Annotated in this window: 20 protein-coding genes and 1 pseudogene; 4 read left to right on the top strand and 17 right to left on the bottom strand. The window is 70.9% G+C overall.

The features are described 5' to 3' along the window. Nucleotides 1–4 precede the first annotated feature (4 nt). Both IF46_RS0122235 and IF46_RS0122230 read right to left on the bottom strand, forming a co-directional pair. Complete coding sequence (locus tag IF46_RS0122235; protein WP_030490294.1) at nt 5–988, bottom strand: ABC transporter substrate-binding protein; 984 nt, start codon at nt 986–988, stop codon at nt 5–7. A gap of 30 nt (nt 989–1,018) precedes the next feature. After that, nucleotides 1,019–1,852 (bottom strand): ABC transporter ATP-binding protein, encoded by an 834-nt coding sequence (locus tag IF46_RS0122230; RefSeq protein ID WP_030490293.1) that lies wholly within the window; start codon nt 1,850–1,852, stop codon nt 1,019–1,021. 102 nt (nt 1,853–1,954) lie between these two features. Between IF46_RS0122230 and IF46_RS0122225 the strand changes: the two genes are divergently transcribed. Continuing rightward, a complete protein-coding gene (locus IF46_RS0122225; RefSeq protein WP_030490292.1) occupies nt 1,955–5,134 on the top strand; it encodes a BTAD domain-containing putative transcriptional regulator in 3,180 nt (1,059 codons plus the stop codon). A 1-nt stretch (nt 5,135) separates the two neighbouring features. Here IF46_RS0122225 and IF46_RS0122220 read toward each other — a convergent pair whose 3' ends face one another. The 3 genes and pseudogenes from IF46_RS0122220 to IF46_RS0122210 all read right to left on the bottom strand — a co-directional run bounded on the left by IF46_RS0122220 (nt 5,136) and on the right by IF46_RS0122210 (nt 7,462). Next, entirely contained in the window at nt 5,136–5,963 is an 828-nt protein-coding gene (locus IF46_RS0122220; protein ID WP_030490291.1) for an ABC transporter permease, read from the bottom strand. Further along, nucleotides 5,960–6,841, bottom strand: a pseudogene (locus IF46_RS0122215) (ATP-binding cassette domain-containing protein); the annotation flags it as partial. The pseudogene IF46_RS0122215 and the gene IF46_RS0122220, both read right to left, overlap by 4 nt. 291 nt (nt 6,842–7,132) lie before the next feature. Beyond that, the gene (locus IF46_RS0122210; RefSeq protein ID WP_198041505.1) at nt 7,133–7,462 is read right to left on the bottom strand and encodes a hypothetical protein; all 330 of its coding nucleotides are present in this window, start codon (nt 7,460–7,462) and stop codon (nt 7,133–7,135) included. Here IF46_RS0122210 and IF46_RS0122205 point away from each other — a divergent pair. The 3 genes from IF46_RS0122205 to IF46_RS0122195 all read left to right on the top strand — a co-directional run bounded on the left by IF46_RS0122205 (nt 7,443) and on the right by IF46_RS0122195 (nt 9,858). Further along, complete coding sequence (locus IF46_RS0122205) at nt 7,443–8,033, top strand: DinB family protein (protein WP_030490288.1); 591 nt, start codon at nt 7,443–7,445, stop codon at nt 8,031–8,033. The two genes, IF46_RS0122210 and IF46_RS0122205, sit on opposite strands and share 20 nt — an antisense overlap. 65 nt (nt 8,034–8,098) lie before the next feature. After that, nucleotides 8,099–8,710 carry a dihydrofolate reductase family protein gene (locus tag IF46_RS0122200; protein ID WP_030490287.1) on the top strand — a complete coding sequence of 204 codons (612 nt, stop codon included), beginning with the start codon at nt 8,099–8,101 and terminating at the stop codon, nt 8,708–8,710. Between the two features lie 206 nt (nt 8,711–8,916). Next, entirely contained in the window at nt 8,917–9,858 is a 942-nt protein-coding gene (locus IF46_RS0122195; RefSeq protein ID WP_157563319.1) for a hypothetical protein, read from the top strand. Between the two features lie 92 nt (nt 9,859–9,950). Here the strand turns inward: IF46_RS0122195 and IF46_RS0122190 are convergent, their stop codons facing one another. From IF46_RS0122190 to IF46_RS0122140, 12 genes are all read right to left on the bottom strand, one after another. Then, a complete protein-coding gene (locus IF46_RS0122190; protein WP_030490285.1) occupies nt 9,951–10,415 on the bottom strand; it encodes a GNAT family N-acetyltransferase in 465 nt (154 codons plus the stop codon). A gap of 619 nt (nt 10,416–11,034) precedes the next feature. Then, nucleotides 11,035–11,838, bottom strand: a complete 804-nt coding sequence (locus IF46_RS0122185) for a class I SAM-dependent methyltransferase (protein ID WP_030490284.1) — start codon at nt 11,836–11,838, stop codon at nt 11,035–11,037. 51 nt (nt 11,839–11,889) lie between these two features. Next, entirely contained in the window at nt 11,890–12,660 is a 771-nt protein-coding gene (locus IF46_RS0122180) for an ABC transporter ATP-binding protein (protein ID WP_030490283.1), read from the bottom strand. Next, entirely contained in the window at nt 12,660–13,403 is a 744-nt protein-coding gene (locus tag IF46_RS0122175; protein WP_030490282.1) for an ABC transporter ATP-binding protein, read from the bottom strand. Before IF46_RS0122175 ends, IF46_RS0122180 begins: the two co-directional genes overlap by 1 nt. Beyond that, a complete protein-coding gene (locus IF46_RS33920) occupies nt 13,400–14,419 on the bottom strand; it encodes a branched-chain amino acid ABC transporter permease (RefSeq protein WP_198041504.1) in 1,020 nt (339 codons plus the stop codon). Before IF46_RS33920 ends, IF46_RS0122175 begins: the two co-directional genes overlap by 4 nt. Next, entirely contained in the window at nt 14,416–15,312 is an 897-nt protein-coding gene (locus tag IF46_RS33915) for a branched-chain amino acid ABC transporter permease (protein WP_084597996.1), read from the bottom strand. The genes IF46_RS33920 and IF46_RS33915 overlap by 4 nt, the downstream gene beginning before the upstream one ends. After that, nucleotides 15,309–16,502 carry an ABC transporter substrate-binding protein gene (locus IF46_RS0122165; RefSeq protein WP_030490281.1) on the bottom strand — a complete coding sequence of 398 codons (1,194 nt, stop codon included), beginning with the start codon at nt 16,500–16,502 and terminating at the stop codon, nt 15,309–15,311. The genes IF46_RS33915 and IF46_RS0122165 overlap by 4 nt, the downstream gene beginning before the upstream one ends. Before the next feature lie 53 nt (nt 16,503–16,555). Next, a complete protein-coding gene (locus IF46_RS0122160) occupies nt 16,556–16,960 on the bottom strand; it encodes a roadblock/LC7 domain-containing protein (RefSeq protein WP_030490280.1) in 405 nt (134 codons plus the stop codon). Nucleotides 16,961–16,976: 16 nt separating this feature from the next. Beyond that, nucleotides 16,977–19,373, bottom strand: a complete 2,397-nt coding sequence (locus IF46_RS0122155) for a nitrate- and nitrite sensing domain-containing protein (protein ID WP_051724074.1) — start codon at nt 19,371–19,373, stop codon at nt 16,977–16,979. A gap of 253 nt (nt 19,374–19,626) precedes the next feature. After that, on the bottom strand, nt 19,627–20,109 hold the full coding sequence (locus tag IF46_RS0122150) for a helix-turn-helix transcriptional regulator (RefSeq protein ID WP_030490278.1): 483 nt from the start codon (nt 20,107–20,109) through the stop codon (nt 19,627–19,629). A gap of 262 nt (nt 20,110–20,371) precedes the next feature. Next, on the bottom strand, nt 20,372–21,652 hold the full coding sequence (locus IF46_RS0122145) for a cytochrome P450 (protein WP_030490277.1): 1,281 nt from the start codon (nt 21,650–21,652) through the stop codon (nt 20,372–20,374). 432 nt (nt 21,653–22,084) lie between these two features. Beyond that, complete coding sequence (locus IF46_RS0122140) at nt 22,085–24,433, bottom strand: AbfB domain-containing protein (RefSeq protein ID WP_198041503.1); 2,349 nt, start codon at nt 24,431–24,433, stop codon at nt 22,085–22,087. Nucleotides 24,434–24,505 lie beyond the last annotated feature (72 nt).

Here is a 24,505-nt window from a genome sequence, read left to right as displayed (position 1 = left end):
ACGCTCACACCGCGTACGTCTTGACGAGTTCGTCGATGTACTGCTTGCCGGAGAGCGGCCCGCCGAAGGTCCAGATGCCGTTGGGCATCTTGTGCAGGTTGCCCTTCTGCACGAAGGGCAGCGACTTCCAGATGGCGTTGCTGGCGAGCCCGTCGGCGAACACGTCGTCGCCGTCGGAGGCGTTGTAGAAGAGGCGCATGTTCGGATCCTTGAGGACGGTCATGCCCTCGACGTCGGTCTGGCCGAGGCCCCACACCTCATCGGTCTTGCCGGTCCAGGCGTTGGTGAGGCCGAGCTGGATGCCGATCTGGGAGACGAGCGCACCCTTGCCGAACATCCGGATGCTGACGGTGCTGCCCTCCTTCCACCCGTCGGCGATGGCGAACGGCTGGCCGGCGGCGCCCGCGTCGGCGATCTTCTTCTTGCCGTCGGCGATGGCCGCGTCGAAGTCGGCGAGCAGCTTCTCCGCCTCGGTGGTCTTGCCGACTGCCTTGGCGATCATGTTGAGGTCGGCGCGCATCCGGCCGAGGTTGTCGGTGGCGTCACTGGCCTTGGCGACCACGACGGGGACGAACTTCTCCAGTTGACTGACGATGTTGGCGCTCCCGCCGTCCTCCATCACGATGAGGTCGGGTTGGAGGGCGACGATCGAGTCGACGCTGGGCTCGCCGCGAGCGCCGACGTCCTTGACGCTCGGGTCGAGCTTCGCCGAGGTGACCCAGGTGCCGTAGCCCTTGGGGTCGGCGACACCGACGGGCATGACGCCCAGGCTGACCAGCATCTCGACCTCGCCCCACTCGAGCCCGACGACCTTGGTCGCCGGGGCCTTCAGGGTGATCTGCTTGCCTCGGCTGTCGGTGAGGGTGACCGGGCCGGTGGCCGTCGAGGGGGAGGTCTCGGGGGCCGCGGCCTTCTCGGTGGTGCCGCAGGCGCTGAGTGTCAGCGCGGCCGCGACGGCGATGAGAGCGGTGAAACGGGTACGGGTCATGACGGTCTTTCTCTGCTGTGAATGGGGTGTTCAGACCAGGACGCGGATCTGGTGCCGCCCGACGGGGCGGGTGGTGACCAGTCCGCTGATCGGATCGGTGGTCACCTCGATGCGGATCCCGTAGGTCTCGGTGAGGGCGTTCTCGGTGAAGACCTCTGCCGGGGTGCCGGTGGCGCGGACCCGGCCCTGCTGCAACAGGACCACCTCGTCCGCCACGGCGGCTGCCTGGTTGAGGTCGTGCAGCACGACGCCGACGGCGACGCCGTGATCGTCCGCGAGGTCGCGGACCAGGTCGAGGATCTCCACCTGATAGCGCAGGTCGAGAAACGTGGTGGGCTCGTCGAGCAGCAGCACCGGAGTGTCCTGGGCGAGGCAGGTGGCCAGCCAGACCCGCTGCAGCTCGCCGCCGGAGAGTTCGTCGACGGGACGCTCGGCCATCGCGGCGACGCCGGTGACGTCCATGGCGCGGGCGATGGCGGCGGGACCATCCGGATCCTCGGTGCGCCAGCGCCCTCGGTATGGGTGACGGCCGTAGCCGACGACATCGTGGACGGTGACCCCGCTGGGCACCGGCCGGCTCTGGGCGAGCAGGGTGACCCGGCGGGCAAACTCCCGGGCGGTGAGGCCGGCGGCCGGGGCGCCGTCGGCGAGGTGCACCAGTCCGGCCTCGATCGGGTGCAGCCGGGCCAGGGCCCGCAGCAGGGTGGATTTGCCGCTGCCGTTGGGCCCGACGAGTGCGGTCACGGCACCCGCGCGGAGGTTGATCGCGGCACCGTGCACCACCGGCACACCGTGATAGCCCAGTTGGAGGTCGACGCCGGACAGGCTGCGCTCCCCGTTGGCCGACGCCAACTCGTTCTGCATGAGGTTAGGCTAACCTAACCAACTGAAGGCCTGTCAAGCCCGTCGCCGACCGGGTGGACCGGCGGTGGTCGGGCCCGTGCGCGGGTGGGGGATGCTGGGTCCGTGCACATCGCGACCCTCGGCCCACTCGCCGTCGACGGCCAGCCCGTTCGGGGTGAACGGCTCGCGGCGGTGCTCCGCGCGCTCGTCGACGCGCGTGGGCGGGCGGTCTCGGTGAGCCTGCTCGTGGACGCCGTGTGGGACGGCACGCCGCCCGACGACGCGACCGGCGCCGTCCAGGCCCTCGTCTCCCGGGTACGCCGTCTCGGGCTACCCGTGGCGGCGGTGCCGGGCGGCTACCGACTGCCCGCCGACGAGGTCACCGTCGACGCGGTCGAGGCACGGGCACTCGTCGACCAGGCACGTACCGTGCTGCGCTGCGGCGACGTCCGGGCTGCCCGCGGCATGGCCGATCAGGCGCGGGCACTCTTCCCCGAAGTGCCGGAGCTGGTCAGCGCCGAGGACACGCGCCTGTTCGCGGAGGTCGCCGCGCTGCGCGCGCAGGCGGCACTCGCCGGCGTGGGCCCGTACGACGAGGTCGACCTGAGCCGGCTCGTCGCGCGTACGCCGCCGGACGAGCCGTCCGCCGCCCTGCTCGTCCGGGTGCTCGCCGCCCAGGGGCGGGAGGCGGAGGCGCTGGAGGTGGTCGAACGGCTCCGGGCCGAGCTGGCCGACCGCTACGGCACCGACCCGTCGCCGGTGATCACCGCAGCCCACCTGGCGTTGCTGCGCGGTGAACTCACCGCCCCGCCCGGCGCGGCGCCGCCCCGGCAACCGGCGCGGATCACGCTGCCCGCCGCGTGGCGCCGCCCGATGACCGCCCTCGTCGGCCGGGAACGGGACGTGGAAGCCGTCACCAACGCGCTCGCCGAGACACCCGTGGTCACGGTCGTGGCGACCGGCGGTGCGGGCAAGACCCGGCTCGCCGCCGAGGTGGCGCGGCGTACGGCGGCCGCCGGGAAGGCGGTACGCGTCATCGAACTCGCCGGCCTGCGCTCGCCCGACGAGGTGCTGCCCACGGTGCTCGCCGCGTTCGGCGGTGCGGACACCACGGCGACCGGCGGCAACCTGGGTCTGGAACGGCGGGTCCTCAGCCCCGAGGAGCGGCTGCGCGCAGTCGCGCCGGACCTCGACGGCCTGGTGGTGCTGGACAACTGCGAACACGTTCTCGACGCGGTGGCCGTCGTCGTCGCGGATCTGGTCGCGGTGGCGTCCCCGGAGGTCGCGGTGCTCGCGACGAGCCGGGCCCCGCTGGGTCTGGCCGGCGAGTTGGTGCACCGGCTGACCGCGTTGCCAGACGCCGACGCGCTCGCGCTGCTCGAGTCCCGGGCCCGGGCCGGCGGCGCGGTGCCGACCTGGGACACCGAGCGGGTCCTCGCCCTGTGCCACCGGCTCGACAACCTGCCACTGGCACTCGAGTTGGCCGCCGCGCGACTGCGGCACATGCCGATCGACGACGTGCTCGCCGGGCTGACCGACCGGTTCGCGCTGCTCGACGACGCCCTGCGCGGCCTGCCCGAGCGACACGCGAGCCTGTGGGCGCTCGTCGACTGGAGCAGGGAACTGCTCACCGAGGACGACCGCGACCTGTTGCAGCGGGTCGCGGTTATTCCCGCGCCGTTCACCGCGGACCTCGCCGCCGCCGTCGCGCAGGCCCCGGACGTGCGTCGCGGCCTGGCGACCCTCGTCGAACAGTCCCTGTTGACCCTGGTCGAGGGGGACGGCCCGCCGCGCTACCGAATGCTCGAAACGGTCCGTGAGTACGGCGAAGCCCGGCTCGACGCGGCCGCCGCCCGGGGTCTGGCCATGACCGGCCTTGTCAGGTGGGCCCGTGAGCAGGCCGTCGCGCTCGCCGGCCGCTTCATCGGCCCCGGCCAGGTCGAGGCGCTGCACCGCTGCGCCGCCGAGCAGGACAACCTGGTCGCCGGCCTGCGGTGGGCGATGCGGGAGGACGACGAGCCCGCCTCGGTCGACGTCGCCACCGCGCTGTTCCACCTCTGGTCGGTACGGGGCCTGCACCTGGAGGTTCTTGCCTGGGCGCGCGGGCTGCTGCACATCGACGACCCACAACGACGGCTGCCCTCGGCGATCCTGCGCGGCGCCGCCAGCGGCCGGCCACTGCCCAACGCCGACCGGCTGGCCTGGATGTGCGTGGTGATCAGCGTGAACGCCGGCGTCAGCGCCGATCTGCGGCCCGCCGTGCTCGCCCGGCGGGCGCTCCGGACGCTCCAGGCCGAACGCCCCGCCGAGGTGTCGCCCCGGATGACCGCTCTCGCGTCGGCGCTGCCCGGCTTCGACGCATCCGATCTGGAGCAGAGCCTGAAGAGCGCGACCGAGATGGTCGCGCACCCGGACCCGTACGTGCAGGGGCTCGGGCTGTTCGCGCGCGCGGCGGTACGGGAGAACGGCGGCCTGCCGGAGGCGTCGATCAGCGACGCCGAGCAGGCGTACCACCGCTTCGAGGCCGCCGGCGACCACTGGGGCATGGCGATGGCGGCGGGTGCGGTCGGGCAGTTCCTGGTCCCGGGCGGGGATGCCCGGTCGGCCGAGTGGTTGACCCGCAGCGTTCAGCACATGGAGTTGGTCGGCGCCACGCAGGACGCACGGTCGATCCGGGTCCGGCTGGACGTGCAGCTCGCCCTGACCGGCGACGCGGATGCGGAACGGCGACTGGATGAGACGGCCGCACTGGGCCAGGCCGAGCAGATGGACGCCGGGCAGGCGCTTCTCGGCCTGGCGCACCTCGCCTGGCAGCGTGAGCGGTACGACGAGGCGCTCGCCCACGCCGACGAGGTGACGCGCGTCCTCGCCGGCTGGGTCGGGCCGCAGCCACAGCCGCGGGTGATGCTCCGGGCCACGGTGGCGATCATCTACCTGCGGGTGGCCCAGGCTGGGCACAGGTCGGGCAACGACGCCACTGCCCAGGCGGCTGCGATGCTGTCGCTCGCCCGCGAGGATGCGCTGACCTCACGAGACCTGCCGGTGATCGGGGCCTGGGCGTCGGGCGGTGCGGAACTCGCGGCGTGCCGCGACGACGTCGACACCGCCCGCGAACTGGCCGTGCTCGCGAAGCGGATCGGCACCCAGATCGAGATGTTCTTCCCCTTTGAAAACGGCGAACGGCTCAACGCCATCCTCGGGGACGAGGAGCAGCGTGAGCCGTTGCTGGCCGTGTGGCGCGAGCGGACGCCCGCCGCGGTCGTCAGCCGGATCCGCGAGCTGATGGACGACCTGCTCGCGTAGATCAGAGCTTCTTGCGGTACGCGCGCAGCGCCAGCGGCATGAACAGCACCACGAAGCCGGCGCACCAGGCGAGCGTCCACCACACGTGGTTGCCGAGTGGGGTGCCGAGGAACAGTCCGCGTACCGACGCCACCAGATGCGTCATCGGGTTGACGTTCACGAACGCCTGCATCCAGCCCGGCAGGGTGTTGGCGCCGACGAACACGTTGGACGCGAAGCTCAGCGGCATGATCAACGCGAACATCACACCCTGCACGGCGCCCGGGGTACGCACCTTCATCGACACCAGCACGGGCAGCCAGCTCAGGCAGAGCGCGAACAGCACCGCGAGCAGACACCCGGCGATCGCCCGGAACAGGTCGGTCTCGATGCGGAAACCCATCACGTAGCCGATCGCGAGGGTCGACACCGTGACGATGACATACCGGACGACGTCGCCGAGGACCGCGCCGACAAGTGGTGCGGAGCGGGGGATCGGCAACGACCGGAACCGGTCGAAGATGCCCTTGGCGATGTCGGTGTTGAGGTTGACGCCGATCGCGATGGCACCGGTGGCGATGGTCTGCGCCAGGATGCCGGGCAGCAGGAACTGCAGGTAGTCGTGGGTCGATCCGGCGACGGCGCCGCCGAAGACGTACACGAAGATGATCAGGAACAGCACCGGCTGCAGCGTGACGTCGATGAGCGCCTCGGGCGTACGCCAGGTCTTGATGAGGCTGCGCTTGGCGAGCGCCAACGAGTGCCGCAGCAGCCGGAACGGCCGCGGGTTCGGCGCGGAGTTCGAGAGCGCACGGCTTCTCGTGGGCGCTGTGTCGGTCAGAGTGCTCATGCCGCGACCTCCGTGGGGCGGGTGGTGTCGTCTTCGGACGCCGTACGCCCGGTGAGGGTGAAGAACACCTCGTCCAGGCTCGGCAGGTGCAGGGAGAGTTCGGTGACCGCGATGCCGGCCGTGGCGAACCGCGCGACGCTCTCGGTCAGGGCCGCGTCGTCGGTGACCGGCACCGCCAGCACGCCCTTGCGGATTTCGTCGGCCTGCGCGCCGGAGCCGACCTGGGTCAGGATCTCCGCGGTGCGGGGTAGCTGCGCCGGGTCGGACGGCCGAACCTCCAGGGTCTGCCCGCCGACCACCCGCTTGAGCCCTTCGGGGGTGTCGTGCGCGATGACCCGGCCATGGTCGATCACCGTGATCGCGTCGGCGAGCGCGTCGGCCTCCTCCAGGTACTGCGTGGTGAGCAGCACCGTCGAGCCGTTGGCGACAAGCGAGCGGACGACGTCCCACATGTCCTCGCGCTTGGCCGGGTCGAGCCCGGTCGTCGGCTCGTCCAGGAAGATCACGTCGGGGGAGCCGACGAGGCTGGCAGCGAGGTCCAACCGTCGCCGCATGCCGCCGGAGTAGGTCTTGGCCGGCCGGTTCGCGGCGTCGGTCAGGTCGAACCAGTCGAGCAGCTCGGCGGCCCGTCGCCGGGCACCGGTGCGCCCCAGCTCCAGCAGGGTGCCGAACAGCTCCAGGTTCTGCCGCCCGGTCAGGTCCTCGTCGACCGAGGCGTACTGGCCGGTGAGTCCGATGCTCTGCCGAACGCGCTCGGCGTCCCGTACCACGTCGAATCCGCCGATTCGGGCGGTGCCGCCGTCCGGGGTCAGCAGGGTGGAGAGGATGCGCACGGCGGTGGTCTTGCCCGCGCCGTTGGGGCCGAGCACCCCGAGCACGGTCCCGCGGGGCACGGCGAGGTCCACGCCCTGTAGCGCCCTCGTCTTCCCAAAGGTCTTCACGAGGCCCTCGGCCTCGATCACCAGGTCAGCTGTCATGCCCAACAGTCTGCGCGAGCCCGCTGACACCGCCCCGACACGGTACCGACACCGGCTGACATGGGCAGCAGGCGGTTCCGGCCCCGGCGCGGTGATCGACTCGACCTCGCGAAAGACGCGCTATCCACCCGCCCGCGACACCGCGACATCATGAAAACCGAGTCGATCAGGCCGCGTGCGCACGGACCAGGGTCAGGACGCCGCGCCGTCCGTGTTCCGGATCATCCGCTGGAGCACCTTCAGGGCCGTCACGTAGTCGGAGTCGTCGATCCCGTGGTGAATGCGAGCGCGGATCACCGGAGCGTACCGCTTGATGGTGAGGCGGGCCGCCTCGCCCGCCTCGGTGATCCAGAGTCGCTGCCGGTCGTCGGGCGTGAGCCAACCCTGATCCAGCAGAATGCCGGCCTCGGCCTCCAGCCAGGTTGCGGAGCAACCAGAACTGGGCCGAACTCGGCGTATTACCGGGCCCGCGTCAGGTCTCCGTTGTGTGTAGGTTGCGGAAGTGACAAGGAGTGAGCGCATCGCGGACCAGTTGGACCGGCACTGGCACAAGAACCTGCGGCCTCGGCTGCACGGTCTTGCCGACGAGGAGTATTTCTGGGAGCCGGTGCGTGACTGCTGGAGCATCCGTCCACGTGGCACGTCGGCCGCACCGATCTCGGCAGGTTCGGGGGAATGGACGATGGATTTCGCGTCTCCTGACCCGGTGCCGGCGCCGGTGACCACGATTGCCTGGCGGCTGGCGCACGTCATCGTCTCCTGCCTGGGTTATCGGGTCGGCTGGCACTTCGGCGGCCAGGAGGTCGACTCCGAGACATTCGCCTACGCGGGGACCGCTGACGAGGCGCTGAGGCAGCTCGATGAGATGTATGGGAGATGGAACGCGGGGGTCCGCGAGCTCTCCGACGCTGACCTGGAGAATCCGCCCGCGGTGGGTCCCGAGCGGTTTCCGATGGAGGGCATCGTCCTGCACATCAACAGGGAGCTGATCCATCACGGCGCCGAGATTTCCCTGCTGCGCGACCTCTACCGCTGGCAGGACGGAGCCGTACCGCTTCACGGTGCGCGTGGACAGCGGCAGGCGGCACCTTAGACCTCACGCCACCACCCTGATCAGCTACTCCAGGGCGGCGCAGCTTCAGTGATGAGGAGGGCCCGATGGGCCGCACGGTGTTGAGCATGAGCGTGTCGGTGGACGGCTTCGCCGCCGGACCGGACGTCACCACCGAACAACCGATGGGCAGAGGCGGCGAGCGGCTGCACGAGTGGCTGTTCCAGGATGACGGGGATCGCGCTGTGGCGGCCGACGGGGTCGCCCCGGTCGGGGTCGACGCCGCGCAGGTACGAGAGCGTCATGCCACGACCGGTGCCGTGGTGATCGGCAAACGGACGTTCGACGTCGGTGTGGACCTGTGGCAGGACACGCCGTTCCCGGTGCCGTGCTTCGTGGTCACTCGCGAGGCACGCGACCCGTTGCGGATGAAGAGCGACGTCTTCACGTTCGTCAACGACGGGCTCCACAGCACGCTGCGCCAGGCGCGACAAGCCGCGGGCGACCGGAACGTCCTCATCATGGGCGGGCCCACCACAGGACAACAGTTCATCAAGGCCGGGTTGGTGGACGAGATCCACATCCAACTCGTACCGGTGTTCCTCGGTACCGGCACGCGCCTGTTCGACCACCTCGGCACCGACCACATCGAACTCGAACGATCCGCGGTGATCGAATCGCCACACGTCACGCACCTGCGCTTCCACGTTCCGAAGTGACCGCTTGGCGTCGGCCGGCCCGCACCAAGGGGCGAGGTCGCGATATGCTGGCGGCGGCAGAGCGCCTGCCAGCGCCCGATGTGGTGGCCCACGCCTGACCGCATCCCGGGGCCAAGAGTCTCCGACTCCGCGCCGTTGTGTCGACTCCCGGCGTGCTGGCCACGCCGCCCGTTCGGTGGAGTGCGTGGGGCTGCACCGGAGGCGTCATGTCTGATCACCACCCCCGGCGGACCCCAACCCCGGGACGTGCCCGTAAACGCGCCATCCGGGAGCACGCAGCTCAGGCCGGCGTCGCCTATTCGGTGGCTGCCCGACACCTCGAAGCGGTCGGTCTGCGACCCGGCGAGACGCTCGCCACCTACGGACGGACGATCTACCCGATCGGGTTCGACCCACACCGCCAACTGCTCGTGGAACGCCGTGAGCGGCGGTCGTTCGAGGAACGCGTTTCGGATACGAGGCGGGCCGCCGTCCTGCCGCACGGCCGTGCCGAGCACCTCGTTGAGCGCTTCCCGCCCAGCCGTGGGCGTACGGGCAGCGGGGTGGGCCCGCTCTATCAGGGCGAGGGCCGCGAGGAGTTGCTCGCCATGCTGTACGTCGTGATCGCGGCCGAGTCGCCCGGGCTGTTACCCGAGGTGGGGGACCTCGCCTGGATCGCGGAGCTGGGCGAGGACACCGCGCTCGACACAGCCTGTGCCGAGGTCGACCGCGAGGCCCGCCGGCTGCTCGACCAGGAGTCGCTGGTGCTCTGGTCGGCAATCGAGAAGGCGCTGGCCGCCGCCGAACGCAGCGCGGACTGGCAGATTCGCCAAGAGGCGATCCGGCAGTCGGCGCTCTTTGGCACCATGATGACGCCGTGTGTCGGGTACGAGGGCGAGCCGTACGTGGCGGGGCTGCCGAGTGTTGGTGCCCGGCAGATACTCGATGCGCTGCTCATCGTCGCCGACGACGGACATGCGCCGGGCACCCGGGTACGCCTGCTCAGGCAGCCGCACGAGGCGCAGTCGGCCACGGTCATCGGTGCCACGTGGGGGTCGTCGGGCCCGCCGGTGGGGTATCTCGTGTGGCCCGACGGAGCGACGGCGTCGCTGTCAGCCCGCGCCGAGGACCTGGTCGTGCTGGCCGACCAGGAGGCCCTTCCCCGGTGAGCCAGGGCCCGGCTCGGGGTGCCCGTATCGTCTCCTCCAGGCCCGGTCGGACCCTCCGGCACAGTTCGTCGCCTGGACCACCGTCGGATAGATCAGGTGACGGCCAGGCGAAAGACCTGCCGGGAACCGCCCTCCGGACCGGGATCGACGGCCTCGGCAGGGGTGAAACCAAGGCGTTCGTAGAAGGCACGCGCACCGCTGACACGGGCGCCCGGGTGATCGGCGCCAAAGGTGACCACTTCGACGGAGCCTGAGCCCCGCACAAACCTGCCCATCGCCTCTGCCATTAGTGCACGACCAACACCCTTCCCGCGTGACTGCTCAGCTACGACAATCCAGCGGACGTTGTGGGTCGGGGCCTGTGCCGCGAACATCAACCCACCGAGGAGATCAGGCCCAGAGGAGACAGCAACGAGCGCTGTGGACCGACGAATGTGCTTGCGCACAGCGTCATGGAAGCCGCGATCCTCGACCATCGGGCCGAACCAGCACTCGACCTGGGCCGCCAGGCCAAGGAAGCCGTGGAAGTCTTGCTCTTCCGCAAGTCTGACGATCACCCGAGCATTCTGACAGGAACGAGGCGAACTCTGCCTGACCGCGTCTCGACTCATCCGGGCGGTCGGCTCCCCACGGCCGGGAGCCCGCCGCTGGTGGTGCGCCTGGACCGGGCGGTTCCCTACCCTGATGATGCGGTGCGGTCAGTGACGCTGGTGTCCGGGCGGGCGATCCGCGCCGAGCACCGTCAGCACCTAGCCGACACGAAAGGCCGCCGCCGGGCGACCGCCGCCCGTGCGCCGAAGAGGGGCCAGCGGGGTTCGCGGCGGTGGCGCAAGACCCGCCGGCGGGCTCGGCTGATGGAGGGGCGGCATCGGCGCCGGGTACGGCAGGCCGGGCACGAGGCCGCGAAGACCGTCATCGGCTGGGCAGTGCAGCACCGGGTCGGGACGCTGACCGTCAGTGACCCGCTGTTCATACAGCCGGCGCAGGTGCGGTACGTACCGCCTGCACCGTTATCGGGGTGCCAGGCACCACGGGCACAGACCGGCCGGGCTCCCTTGCGGGGAGCCCGGCCGGTGCGGTCGACGCCTTCGTAGAGCTGTCCGGAGCGCAGCGGGGGGTGCTGCGGTGGGAGAGGTACGGACGGCGCGACCGCGCTGCGCGCGGCGGTCCACCTGCTCAGCTCGGTAGGCGACCCCGCGTGGAGACAAAGTGGTACGACATGACGGCGAACCCAGGATCACGGACCAGCCGCCGGAAGGCGTTCAGTTGACTGAGTGACAGCCCCGCCGCCAGCAGGCCCGGTTCCAACTGGCGGGAGTTGGTCTCATAGAGCGACGTGCCGGTCGACCCACCGGCCCAGCTCTGCGAGTGGGTGATGGTGTCCAGGTCGGTCAGGCCGGCGAAGGCCATCTCGGTGTGCACGTCCTGCGCCCACGCAAGGTCGGCACCGTGGTCTTCCAGTACACCCATCATGGCGTCCATGACCTGCGCGAAGAGCTTCGCGGCGTCGTCAGTCGGCGCGGTCAGGACCCGCGGCGGCGCGGTGCAGTCGAACTCCTCGACCACCAGCCACCCGCCGGGTGCCAGCGCGCCGGTGAGCGTGCGAAGCACCCGCCGTCGATCGGGGAGGTGCAGCAGCACCAGCCGGGCGTGGATCAGGTCGAACGCGTCCCCGGGCGGCGGGTCGGTGCGGACGTCGTGGCGGCGTACGTGCAGGTTGCCCTCTGCCACGAGGTGCGTGGGGTCGATGTCGGTGGCCAGCACGTGACCGTCGTCGCCGACCGCGCGGGCGATCCGCCGAGCCATCGAGCCGCCACCCGCGCCGACCTCCCAGCAGGTAGCACCCGGTTGCAGCACCGGGCGGGCCAGCCGGCGCGTCGTGATCGGGTCCAGGAAGGACTCCAGCGCGTGCATCTGGGGAACGGCGTCCGGTGCGCCGTTGTCGAAGGTGTACGTGTCATCGCTCGTCGCGGTCGTCATCGGTGTCTACCTCTCCAAGAAGGGTCGGGTGACTCGAGAAGGGTCGGGTGACTACGGGGTGTCGGCCCAGAGCCGAGGGGTTGATCGGTTGACCGAGGGCTGGGCGACGGCGGCGACGCTCAACATCGCCGCCAGTGGGGCCGGATCGCGGCGAGCCTCCGCGGTCGGTCGGTCGTAGACGACCCGGCCGTACTCCAGCACCGCCACCCGGTCCGCGATCTCCATCGCATGCTGGAGTTGCTGCTCCACGAGCAGCACGGTCAGGCCGTCGGCGGCGAGACCGTTGACGAGTTCACGGACCCGCGCCGCCAGGTCCGGCGAGAGGCCCTCGCACGGTTCGTCGAGCAGCAGCACCCGGGGTTGGCCGAGCAGCGCACGGGCTATCGCCAGCATCTGCTGCTCACCGCCGGAGAGTTCGCAGCCGCGGTGCCGCAACCGCGCCGCCAGTCTCGGCAGCAGGTCCAGGGTCCGGGCGACCGTCCAGCCCTCGCCGCCGGAGGTCGGTGCCCGCCACGGCGCGGCCGCCAGGTGCAGGTGCTCGGCCACGGTCAACCGGGAGAAGACCCGTCGGCCCTGCGGGACGAGGCCGACGCCGGATTGGGCGATGCGATGCGGTTGTCGGCCGGCCACGTGCACGCCGCCGATCTCGATGCGACCGCTGGAGGCTCGCACCAGCCCGGCGATCGTGTGCACGAGCGTGCTCTTGCCCGCCCCATTGCGGCCCACCACGGCCTGGATGCTGCCGGGGCGTACCCGCAGGCTGACCTCGTGCAGGACGATCCCCCCGGCGTAGCCGGCGCTGAGGCGATCCACAGTCAACATCAGGCCACCCCCTCGGCGTAGGCCTGCCGCACCAGCGGCGAGGTACGGATCTCGTCCGGTGTGCCGGCGGCCAACGTCCGACCGTCCCGCAGCACGGTGACCGTGTCGGAGAGGGCGTACACCAGATCCAGTCGATGTTCGACAAGTAGCACGGCGACCGCTCTGGGCAGCGCCTGGAGCAACTCGACCAGCCGGCCGACCTCGATGGCGGACAGCCCGGCCGCCGGTTCGTCGAGGAGTAGCAGGCGGGGGCGACCGGCCAGCGCCATGGCGATCTCCAACTGGCGTCGTTGCCCGTGCGCGAGGTGCCCGGCAGGCTCCGCCGCGACGGCGGTGAGACCCATCTGATCCAGCAGCGGGCCCGCCTGGTGTTGTGCGGCGCGTCGGCGTCCGCCCGGCCACCACCCGCGACGACTGATGACCCGCGGCAGCGCGGCCACCACGACGTTCTCCGTCGCGGTGAGCGTCGGAAATACCGCGGGTCGTTGGTGGATGCGGTTGATGCCCCGGCGTGCCCGCGCCGCCGGCCCGAGCCGACCGACGTCCCGGCCGTCGAACCGCACCGTGCCACGTTGCGGCTTGGTGGACCCGCCGAGCACGTTGAGCAGGGTCGTCTTGCCGGCCCCGTTCGGGCCGATGAGCGCGTGCCGCTGGCCGTCGTGGATGCACAGGTCCACCCCGTCGAGCGCGGCGAGCGAGCCGTACCTGACGCGGACATCCTGGGCTTCGAGCAGGCCGGTCATCGGTGCAGCTCCGCGACGGTGGCCTGATCCTGGGCGACGGGCGGGTCCGGTTGGTGCGCCGGGGCGCTCGGCGGGCGCAGCCTGCCCCGGGCCCGGTTGACGCCGGTGGGCAGCAGGTAGACGGTCGCCACGAACAGCGCGCCCAGCACCAGCGGCGCGTGGCCGGGCAGCACCCCGAACAGCCAGTCCCGAACGGCGATGACCAACGCCGCGCCGACCAGGGCCCCTCCCACCGAGGCGGTGCCACCGATGACGACGCCGAGCAGCAGCAGCGCGGACGTGTCGAAACCGAAATCGGCGGGGGAGATGTACTGCTGGGCGACGACCAGGAGCGAACCGGCGGCACCGGCTATCGCCCCGGCGGCGATGTGCGCGCCGGTCAGGTGCAGCGCCACCCGATGACCGCTGGCACGCAGCCGCGCCTCGTCGTCGCGGCCGGCTCGCAGCACCAGCCCGGCCCGGGTACGCAGCAGCACCAGCACCGCGCCGACAAGCGTGGCCACGACGACCAGGGCGTACAGGTAGCGGGCCTGATCACTGGCCAGGGGCGGGAGCCCCCAGAACGGGCGGACCGCGGGGATGCCGGCCAACCCGTCCGTGCCACCGGTCACCGACCGCCACCGGCCGAGGATGATGACGACGAGTTCGCCGATGGCCAGGGTGATCATCAGGACGATCACCCCTCGGGCGTGCACGACGAGCGGCACGGTGAGCGCGGCCAGCAGCGCCCCGGCGCCCGCCGCGACGACGAGCTGCACCACCCCGACGTCGGAGATTCGGCTGCCGACCACGGCGCAGGCGTAGGCGCCCGCCGCGTACGGTGCGGTCTGGCCGAGGGTGGGCATGCCGGCGACCCCGGTGAGCAGGGCCACGCTCACCCCGACCAGGGCCAGCGCCAGCGTCCGGGCGAGGATCGCCGTGGTGTATTCGTCGACCACCCAGGGCGCCACGACCAGGCCGACCAGGACGAGCGCGGCGACGCCGCCCCGCGCCCGTCGGATCACCTCGTCCCTCATGCCGTCCTCCATCTGCCGGCCAGGCCGCGTGCCCGTACCGCGAGCACGGCCGCCATGGCGGCGAACAGCAGAAACGGTGCGGCGGACGGCAGCAACGCCACCCCGAGCGTCTGGATCTCGCCGATCGCGAGCGCGGCCAGCAGGGTGCCGGCCATCGACCCGAGTCCACCGAGGACGACGACCACCAGGGACAGCAGCAGCACGGTGTCGGCGGTGTCCGTGCCGGGGCCGAGGATGGGTGCGCCCAGAACCCCGGCCGCGCCGGCCAGCGCACCGGCGGCGGCGAGCACACCGGCCCGGATCCGCGCGGGACTCACGCCCAGACAGGCGACCATCTCCGGGTCGTCGACGGCTGCCCGGACCAACATCCCGGCCCGGGTGCGTCGCACCACCAGGTAGAGCGCGGCGGCGAGCACCGCGGCCACGCCGATGAAGACCAGCCGGTACGCGGCGTAGCGGTGCCCGGCGACCAGCACCGACCCCTCCAGGGCGGCGGGCACCTGGACCTGCGGGTCGTCCGGCCCGAAGCCGGCGACGAGCAGACTGCCGCCGGCCAGTGCCACGCCGAACGTCAGCAGGGCCTGACTAAGGTGATTGCCGGTGGCGACCGGTGTGAGCAGACCGGCCAGGAGCACCCCCGCCGCGGCGGCGGCCAGCACACCGACCGCCAGCGCCAACGCCAGACTCGCCCAGCCGCCGTCGAGCAGCGCCGCGGCGGTGTACCCGCCGATCGCGTAGAGCAGGCCGTGCGCCAGGTTGAGGATGTTGGCGACGCCGAAACAGAAGACCAGGCCCGACGCGGCGACGAACACGAGCAGCCCGTAGGCGACCCCGTCCAACGCCGGAATCAGGTACGGGTCGATCCGGTTCGTGCCGGCCGCCACCGCTATCACCGGCCGACGGTCGCGAGGTCACCCACGACGGTGTTGGACAGCGCCCGGCCGTCCTGGCGGACCTGCCGCAGATACCACTTCTGCACTGGAGAGTGTGTGGCGGTGGAGAACTGCCAGGTGCCGCGCGGGCTCACGATCTGGCCGAGTTGGCCGATGGCCGTGTTGATGGCCTCGGGGGTCGGGTCGCTTCCGGCGGCGCCGATCGCCCGGTCCAGCACCGCCGCCGCGTCGTACGAGGCGAGCGCGTAGGTCGTCGGTGAACCGTCGTGCTTGGCCTTCCACGCCGCCACGAAGGCGCGGTTCTCCGCGTTGTCGAGGTCAGGTGAGTAGTTGAGCACCGAGTAGATGTCCCGGGCAGCATCGCCCTGCGCGTTGAGCACGCCGCCCTCGGTGAGGAACCCGGCCGCGTACAACGGGACGTCCTTGATCTCGGACTGCGCGTACTGCTTGACGAAGTCGACGGCGGCGCTACCGGCGTAGAAGGTGTAGACCGCCGCCGCGCCCGAGGCCTTGATCCGGGCGAAGTACGGGAGGAAGTTGGTGGTGGCCGGGAACGGCGTGAAGGTCGTCTTGCCGTCGGCGTTCGCGAGCTTTCCGCCGATCTTCCCAAACGCGTCGGTGAAACCGCGCAGCTCGTCCCAACCGCCCTGGTAATCCGGGCCGATCGCGTACACGGAGCCCTTCACGTTGTCGCGCACGTGCTGGGCGATCGCGGCCCCGGGCTCGTCGGAGAGGTACGACGTGTGCCAGACCCGGGAGACGTCCTTGAGCTCCGGCCGGCCGTTGGAGCCGACGAGGGGCACCTTGGTCTCGTTGAGCAGCGGGGTGACTCCGGCGACCGAGCCGCCACCGACGATGCCGGTGAGCGCGGAGACCCGGTCCTGCTTGAGCAGTTTGGTCGCCGCCGGGACCGCGGTCTGGGCGCCGTTACCCTCGTCCGCGACGATGAGGTCGACCTTCCGACCGCCGAGTTTGCCGTCGTGGGTGTCCAGGTAGAGCTGGAAGCCGTCGCGGATCTCCGTACCGACCGCCTGGTACGTCCCGGACAGCGACGCGAGCAGGCCGATCTTTATCGAGCCACCGGCGCTCGTGCCCGGAGCGTCGTCGCCGCAGGCAGTGCTTGTGGTCAGCACGGCCGCGAGCAGCGCGGCGGTGAGGGCACGGCTGCGCCAAGGGGTGGTGAGAGGCATCTCTTACTCCAGGGGAAGGGGAAGGGGTCTCCGGCGTGGGGGCGCCGGCGTTGTCAGCGGCTGCGGGCGAGTGCCGCTCGGGCAGCGGGGGTCAGGGCGTCCCCGATACGGTTGGCCAGCTCGGTCATCTCGTAGGAGACCTTGCCGACGTCGCACTCGGGGGCGGCGAGCACCAGCAGCGAGGCGCCGTCGTTGAAGGCCATCGAGAACATGAACCCGCCCTCGAGCTGCGTGACGTTGGAGATCACCGCGCCGGCGTCGAAGAAGGCCGCCGCCCCGCGCAGCAGACTGACGAGGCCGCTGCCCGTGGCGGCCAACTGGTCGGCCCGGTCCGGCGGCAGGTCGCGGGTGGCGGCCACCATCAGGCCGTCGCTGGAGATGGCGATCGCGTGGCTGACCTCGGTCGCGCGCGCCGCGAAGTTGTCCAGCAGCCAGCCGAGATCCTGTTGGTCGGTCACGTGCTCTCCTGTCGCGTCATTTGTTACCGAGGTTGATCGGGGTGCGCCGTCGGTTCGCCACGCCCCGCGCGTACGCGGCCATCGCGGTCGCCACCTGCGCCGGGTCGCGGTACTCGGACCGTTGCTGCTGCTGGGGCACGCTCACGCCGCCGGGCACGAGGTGCCGTTGCGGCTGCCGTTTGGGCAGGCCGGAGTTGGTGGTCGTGGCGACCTCGGGGGTCTGCGCCTGGGCGGCGGTACGCCAGGCGTCGTCGGCGGGGCTGGACCACTGGTGACCGTTCTGGCCGTTCTGGCCGTCGACGACGTCGGTCTGGAACCAGTGGTTGACCTGTTCGAAGATGAGGAGCTCCTCGGTGGGCGCGTCACCGGTGTCCGGGGGTGGGGGAGCCGGTCGGAACACCGGCGCCGCCGGCAGGGTCCGCTCCGCCGGAGGGCGTCCGGCGCTGGGTTCAAGGCGCGGCTGGTACGGCGGCGGTGGGTTGGGCGTCCGCGCTGCCCGCCGCGACAACCGGCCGGGTGCGAGCAGGTACTCCTCCGGTGGCAGCGACCGGATGATCGCCGCAGGAAGGGTCGCCTCGGCGAGGATGCCGCGTCGGGGACCGCGTCGCAGTTGGACGGTGACGCCCAGCCGGGCCGCGAGCTGGCCGACGACGACCAGCCCCATCGCCCGGACGGCGGCCACGTCGATGGCCGGCGGGCGGGCCAGCAGCTCGTTGAGCTGCTGCATCCGCTGCGGGGACAGCCCGACACCCTCGTCGCTGATCTGGACGATGACGCGGTCACCCAGGCTCCGGCCGCTCACCCATGTCTCGCTGCCCGGCGGCGAGTACGTCGTGGCGTTGTCCATGAGTTCGGCGAGCAGGTGCACGACCTCGTCGACGGTCTTGGCGGCCACCGCGACATCCCCGTCGATCATGCCGAGCCGGACCCGCGCGTAGTGCTCGATCTGGGACAGCGCCGCCTGGAGCACCTGTTGCAGCGGGACGTCGCGCTGTCGTACGCGGCCGACGCCGACGCCGCCGAGCACCAGCAGGCTGGCGTTGATCCGGCCCATCCGGGTGGCCAGGTTGTCCAGTGTGTAGAGCTGGTCGAGCCGGTCGGGGTCGGTCTCGTCCCGCTCGACCAGGTCGACCTGGGCCAGGACGGCGTCAACGAGCCGCTGTTCGCGTCGGCTCAGGTGGATGAAGATGTCAGCGGTGTTGGCGCGCATGACGGCCTGTTCGGCGGCGGTCCGCACGGCGGCCTGGTGCACGGCGCTGAACGCCTGGCCCAGCTCACCGATCTCGTCGTCGCTTGACGCCTCGAGAGCGGCGCTGGACTCCTGGGCCAACTTCTGCGGGTCGACGGTGGCGCTGCCGGGCTGCTGGAGCTGGGCCACCACGGCGGGGAGCTGTTCGAATGCCACGGTGTTGGCGGCGTCCCGTAGGCGGCGTAGTCGCCGGGTGATCTGCCGCGCGACGGCCCAGGTCACCAGCGCGGTCAGGAGCAGGGCCAGGAGGACGCCCACCGCCTCGGCCACGGCCCGGCGGCGCTGGTCGGCGTGCGCGGCCCGCACGTCGTCGCGGACCGCGTCGTCGACCCGGGCGCGCAGGTCGGCCAGGCGGGCGGCGCGCGTCTGCGTGGTGGACACCCAGGCGGCGGTCTCCAGCTGCAATCGCGACCCTGGCTGGGCCCGGGACACCTCGTCCTGCATCCGTTGCAGGGTGAGCGCCTCCTTGCCGGTGCCGGCCTGCTCCCACCAGATGCTCCACTCGGGCGGGGCCAGGGCCAGAAACGACAGGCTCGACTCGGTGTAGCTGGTGCGGGCAGCGGTGATGTCCTGCTGCATGGCCGGCGTCAGCTCGCCGCCTGCGACGGTGCGCAGCACGGCCACCTGCTGCTGACCGATGGCCTCGGCGGTCTTCGACAGCGCTGCCGAAGCCCTGATCCCGTCGGCGAGTCGGGCGTCCACCACACCGTGCGAGACGTTCTCCCGGAAGCTGATCAGGTCGGCGATCGCGATGCGGTAGCTGAAGGTCATCGCCGACACCGACGCGTGCGTCGCCGTGCGCACCTGGGTGCGCAGCGGGGCGAGGCCGTCCAGGGCCGCGTCGATGCGCCGCAGGAGAGCCTGGTTGGCGTCGTTGTCGGCGGACAGCCGGTCGCGCTGCTCGCGGTAGCGGGCGACGGCGTCGTCGGTGGCGGTCATCTCCGCGCCGAAGGCGTCCTGCTGCTCCGGCCGGGCGTAGGTGAGCAGATCGGCGGCGGCGATGCGTTCGCGTTGCAGCCGATAGGCCAGGTCGCCGGCCTCGGCACCGACCTGCGCCAGAATCCGCAGGTCACTGGCACGAGCTGTCTGACGTGCGCTCTCGGTGAGCGCGAGACCGGCGAAGCCGATCACGGCGACGAGGGGAGCCGCGACGATGAGGCGCATCCGGCCGGCTATCTTCCAACCGCGTCGCCGGGTCGGGTAGGGTCTGGCCGCGTGGGACCTGGTGCTCGACGCCAAGATTGACTCCCACGACTCGTCGATGACGGTCTATCCGCACGTTGCCGAATGCAAGTCCCATTCGGCCGGAAGCCGCGCTCGTAGACCAGACCTGGCCGTGGTACAAACTGCCCGTACCAGCATCTGTACCCAACGTCAGCGACCGGTGACGCCGCGAGATCGTCCCGGAGTCGTCGGATCAGCGCTGGTCGTCGATGGATCTGGCCGGCGAGTGTCGCCGCTGTGGGGCGTCTGGTTCGGATGGGCCGTTGAGCACCTGGCCGATCAGTTCACGCAGCTCGTCGATCGCGTCGACCACGGCGCCCGGATCGCGCGCGTCCCGCCGGCCACGCTGACGCGGCACCGGCCGATCCGCCCGGACCGGTTCTGGAGCGCGTGGGCCCCGGCGACCGTCGGCGGCCAACTGCTCGGCCGCGACCTGCGGCCACAGCGCGGCCAGCCGGCCGCCGGTGTCGAGTACGTCGTCGCAGCGCAGCGCGAACTCGTGGCTGCCGAACCGGCGACCCGACTCGACCGCCGCGACCGTCTCCCGGCTGAACCGCACCAGATCCGCCAGGGCCCGCTGGGTCAGGCCACGTTGAACGCGACAGCTGCGCAACTCCCATCGGAACCGCTGACTGGCCGCAGAGTGCGCCGAGCTCGACGGGGACGTGTGCTCCATGCGCTCACCTTCGTGGAACGGACATTCAGCGGCAGGGATCAGATCGAGATTGGCCGATGAGCCGAACATTCATAGAGGGCAATTCTTAACCCAGAACGCGATGGGTGTGAAGACGTTCGTCGACATGGATCGTCGGGCAAAGCAGGAAAGGTGCGTGCCAGAGCCCTTGCCGGCGCCGGGGTGGGCGGGGTGGGGCAGGCCTCGCCGCCGCACCCCGCACTCGACCCGTCCGCAGGTCAGCGCCGTCGGCGCCCGCGCGCGCTCAGACGGCGTGGACTTCGGCCGTTGCTCCATCCCGTGCGACGGGGTCCGGGATATCGATTATCGCCAGCAGCGTGTGGTGCGCGCGAAACGCGACATTGGGTTTGTACGAGCGATGTTGCTCCGGTGACAGCCGGAGGCCGGGAATGGCTTCGGCGAGCCGGGTGAGGGCGATCCCGGCCTCAAGCCGCGCCAAGCCCGCACCGATGCAGAAATGCGGACCGTGGCCGAACGACAGGTGATTGCCCACATCGGCCCGGTGTGGGTCGAACCGGTCCGGGTCGGTGAACGCCGCGGGGTCCCGGTTCGCCGCTCCGATCAGCAGTAGGCAACGTGCCCCCGCGGGGATCGTCACCGCTCCCAGCGTGACGTCCCGAGTGGTCACCCGGAGCCAGCCGTCGATGGCGGGCGCGAACCGCAGCGTCTCGCCCACGAAGGCGGGGACGAGCCCCGGATCCGCGGCGATCGCCGACCAGCCTTGGGGAGTGGACAGGGCCTGGTCGAGGGCGTGCGCGAGCAGTCCGGCGGTGGTCTCGTGGCCCGCGACCAGGAGGTTGAAGGCCAGGCTCGCCACCTCGGGCACCGTCAGCACCGAGTCGTCGTCGTCCCGGTAGGCCAGGGCGCGGCTGATGAAGTCGTCGCCCCGCTGTCCACTGTCCACCCGCTGGCGGACCAGGTCCTCGCAGTAGTGCCAGAACTCCAGCAGGCCCTGCGCCAGGCGGACCTGCTCGGCTGGGTCCGGTTGCCCCCAGATGAGGGCGATCTGGCCGTCCGCCCAACTCCGGATCCGCCCGATGTCGGCGTCGGGCACCCCGAGGATGTCCAGCACCACCAGCAGCGGAAGCTCGGTGGCGAACTCCGGGATCAGGTCGACCTGGTCGCCCTGGCGGGCGGCGAGACGCGACACCAGCTGGTCGACCCGACGTCGAACGATCGCACCGTAATCGGCTTCGACGCGTTCGGCGGTGTTGGCGAATGTCGCCCGGAGGGCGCGGCGGGTGCGCGGGTGTGCCGGTGGGTCCGCGGCGGCCGTCGTGGGTGGCGCGTCGATCTGCATGATGACGTTCAGTGCCGGTGGGCACACCTCGTAGACCGGGGCGAGGGTGAGGGCGTTGGCGAATGTCGCCGCGTCGGCGAGGGCTCGTCGGACGTGGGCGTGCCTGCTGATCAACCACAGGCCCAGATCTTCGGCGTAGTGCACCCCGTCGGGATCGTCGAGAATGCGCCGCCACATGCTTGCCGGATCGGTGAGATAGACCCCGGTGAACGGATTCAACCGCATGGAACGCCTCCTGATGCACGCGGCGCGAAACCGGCAGCGCCCGCATTTTGGCGGTCCACTTCAGTTGAGCCGATAATGGCGCGCATCTGCCTCTTGCTCTTTACGGTGCGCTGGCCGGACGCGCAAGTCAAGATTGGTTTTCGTCTATTTGTTGCTCAGCATAATTGCGTGTTGCAACAGACGAGCGGGCCTGGCCGGATGCAAGTTGCGGCTCGGTCCTTGCCGGGTGCCGGCCCGCCGGCCGGTGGAATCAACTCGCCGCTTTCTCGCACGGCCGGAGAAACGACCTTCGAGACGACGAGTTACGCGCAAGTCCGATGGCCGACCCCTGCGTAGCGACGGGAGGCGTCGGGCTCCACGACAACGTCACGCGTCGCGAGAGGGCTCCGGCCCAGGTCGGAGCCCTCTCGCGTCGTCCGGTCAGCTGACTGGTCAGGGCGCCCACGGGGCGGCGATGTTCCAGGTGCTGTCGGCGGTCCACGACGTCGGCGCGTTGTACGCGTCGCCGCCGGCGCCGTTGCTGAGCCAGACCTCCGCGTTGTAGTGCCGCAGGTACTTACCTCGGAAGTTGTACGACTCCAGCGACACGCCCGTGCCGGTCAGCCCCGTGCGCGCGCACCAGGTGGCGTCGGCGCGCAGGAGCGCTGAGCCGTCGTCCGGCGAGTTGCGGACCCGGGAGTTCTGGTGGCGCAGGTACTGACCGGGGAAGTTGACCGACTCGAACGAGTAGCAGCCGGTGCCGGCGAGGCCGGGCCGGATGGTGTACGTGGCGTCGGCCTTGAGCAGGCTGGGGCTCGCGGCGTCGACCACCTCGGTGTAGGCCAGGCTGTCCTGGTGGCGTAGGTATCGGTTGGTGTAGCCGGGCGTGGTCACCTGCAACGACCGTCGGGTGTTGACCGGCAGGGCGACGGGCGCCGAACTGCCGATCGTCTTAGAGGCGTTGATCAGGGCGGTGTTGGCGGCGCGGACCCGCGCCTGGTCCATCTTGACGACCTGCCGGTCGTAGGTGAGGAAGCCGTTCAGCTCACCCTCCAGGTCGGTGATCTCGGTGTAGATCGAGGCGCTGAGCCCCTTGCCGATCATCAGGTTCTGGGTGCCCTGCACCAGCCCCACGTAACGGTCGGTGAGGGCACTCGAACTGGTCTGCCATTCGTAGGCGAAGAAGCCGCCGCTCGGGCTGTACTCGTGGCCCGGCGTGTGTAGGCCCAGGCCGCCGAACTCACCGAGCACCGCGATCCGGCTGCTCGACGGTGCGGGGGAGTCCGGTCCGAGGTAGACGTGCCAGTCGTCGATGTCGCCGTTGCCGGGGTTGCCGAGAGACTGGCAGCAGTTGTGGCCGCTGTGCGGATTGACCAGCCGGGTCGGGTCCTGGTTCTTGATGTTCTGCGCGACCCGCCGGGTGTCGGCGAGGGATCGCTCGCCCCAGCCCTCGTTGTAGGGCGTGTACGCGATCACGGCGGGCGAGCTGCGGTGCTCGTCGACGATCTCGCGCGCCTCGGCCTCGAACTGCGCCTGCTGGGCGTCGGTGGGGTCGATCTCCTGCGCGGTCAGTGACGGGATGTCCTGCCAGACCAGCAGGCCGAGCCGGTCGGCGTGGTAGAACCAGCGCTGCGGTTCGACCTTGATGTGCTTGCGCACCATGTTGAAGCCCAGGTCCTTGTGCTTCTGCAGGTCGAAGGCGAGGGCGGCGTCGGTCGGCGCGGTGTAGAGCCCGTCCGGCCAGAAGCCCTGGTCGAGGGTGCCGACCTGGAACACGAACTGACCGTTGAGCTTGGGGCGCAGCACACCGTTGACCAGGCCGGTGGTGATCTCCCGCATGCCGAAGTAGTGCGTGGTCCGGTCCACGGCGGCACCTGCGGCGTTGCGCAGGGTCACCCGGAGGTTGTAGAGGAACGGGTCGTCGGGTGACCAGCGGCGGGCGTTGGGCACGGGCACGCTGAAGTCGGTGAAGCCGCCGGTGGCCGAGCCGACCACGGTGCTTGCGTTCAGCGCCTCGGCGAGCACGCTGTGACCGCTCACGTCGCCCCGGGTGAAGACCCGTACTCGCAGGGTGTTGTTGGCGAGGTTGGGGTAGACGTCCACGCTGCTGATCGAGGCGGCGGGGACCGGCTCCAACCACACCGTCTGCCAGATGCCGGAAGTGGGCGTGTAGAAGATTCCGCCCGGCGTCTTGGTCTGCTTGCCGATGGCGGGCAGGCTGCCGTTCTGCCGGGTGTCGGTGGGATCCCAGACCTTGACGACGATCTCGTTCGCCCCGGCGGTGAGCTGGGGCGTCACGTCGAAGGTGAAGGCGTCGTAGCCACCGGTGTGTGCGCCGACCCGGACGCCGTTGACCCAGACGGTGCTCTGCCAGTCGACGGCGCCGAAGTGCAGCAGGGTTCGCCGACCCGACCAGTTGGCCGGGATGGTGACGGTGCGTCGGTAGAACAGGTAGTTGCGGTTGTCGTTGGCGGCCCGCTGGATGCCGGAGAGGGCGCTCTCCACCGGGAAGGGCACGTTGACCCGCTCGGGCAGGTTGGTGCCGAACTGTGGGGCGTCGTCGGTGGTCGACTGGCGTAGCTGCCACTCGCCGTTGAGGTTGAGCCAGTCCGGCCGGGTCATCTGCGGGCGCGGGTACTCCGGCAGTGGTGTGCCGTTCAGGGCCTGGCTGGTCCAGGGGGTGGTCAGGGGTGGCGTCTTGGCCGGTGCGGCGTACGCCGACGGGGCGGCGAGGAGGCCGGCGACCAGGGCGATGATGAGCAGCAGTGGCAGGGCGGGGCGGATGGGGACGTGACGTGTCATGCCGTCTCCGGGGGGACGAGTCGCCGCGGGCGGTGCAGCCAGGCCCGAAGCGCGTGGGTGGTGGGCATCGGG

It is taken from the genome of Micromonospora chokoriensis, assembly GCF_000718555.1.
GTDB classification, from domain to species: domain Bacteria; phylum Actinomycetota; class Actinomycetes; order Mycobacteriales; family Micromonosporaceae; genus Micromonospora; species Micromonospora chokoriensis_B.
Note: the sequence above shows the minus strand (reverse complement) of the source record. Positions and strands in the feature narration are given on the sequence as shown.

Excerpts from the sequence above, each read along its gene's own strand:
- IF46_RS33920 (WP_198041504.1), bottom strand. The coding sequence starts at position 14,419 with ATGAGGGACGAGGTGATCCGACGGGCGCGGGGCGGCGTCGCCGCGCTC.
- IF46_RS0122230 (WP_030490293.1), bottom strand. The coding sequence starts at position 1,852 with ATGCAGAACGAGTTGGCGTCGGCCAACGGGGAGCGCAGCCTGTCCGGC.
- IF46_RS0122165 (WP_030490281.1), bottom strand. The coding sequence starts at position 16,502 with ATGCCTCTCACCACCCCTTGGCGCAGCCGTGCCCTCACCGCCGCGCTG.
- IF46_RS0122180 (WP_030490283.1), bottom strand. The coding sequence starts at position 12,660 with ATGTTGACTGTGGATCGCCTCAGCGCCGGCTACGCCGGGGGGATCGTC.
- IF46_RS0122235 (WP_030490294.1), bottom strand. The coding sequence starts at position 988 with ATGACCCGTACCCGTTTCACCGCTCTCATCGCCGTCGCGGCCGCGCTG.
- IF46_RS0122200 (WP_030490287.1), top strand. The coding sequence starts at position 8,099 with ATGGGCCGCACGGTGTTGAGCATGAGCGTGTCGGTGGACGGCTTCGCC.
- IF46_RS0122185 (WP_030490284.1), bottom strand. The coding sequence starts at position 11,838 with ATGACGACCGCGACGAGCGATGACACGTACACCTTCGACAACGGCGCA.
- IF46_RS0122175 (WP_030490282.1), bottom strand. The coding sequence starts at position 13,403 with ATGACCGGCCTGCTCGAAGCCCAGGATGTCCGCGTCAGGTACGGCTCG.
- IF46_RS0122155 (WP_051724074.1), bottom strand. The coding sequence starts at position 19,373 with ATGCGCCTCATCGTCGCGGCTCCCCTCGTCGCCGTGATCGGCTTCGCC.
- IF46_RS0122150 (WP_030490278.1), bottom strand. The coding sequence starts at position 20,109 with ATGGAGCACACGTCCCCGTCGAGCTCGGCGCACTCTGCGGCCAGTCAG.
- IF46_RS0122220 (WP_030490291.1), bottom strand. The coding sequence starts at position 5,963 with ATGAGCACTCTGACCGACACAGCGCCCACGAGAAGCCGTGCGCTCTCG.
- IF46_RS0122210 (WP_198041505.1), bottom strand. The coding sequence starts at position 7,462 with ATGCGCTCACTCCTTGTCACTTCCGCAACCTACACACAACGGAGACCT.
- IF46_RS0122145 (WP_030490277.1), bottom strand. The coding sequence starts at position 21,652 with ATGCGGTTGAATCCGTTCACCGGGGTCTATCTCACCGATCCGGCAAGC.
- IF46_RS0122140 (WP_198041503.1), bottom strand. The coding sequence starts at position 24,433 with ATGACACGTCACGTCCCCATCCGCCCCGCCCTGCCACTGCTGCTCATC.
- IF46_RS0122195 (WP_157563319.1), top strand. The coding sequence starts at position 8,917 with ATGTCTGATCACCACCCCCGGCGGACCCCAACCCCGGGACGTGCCCGT.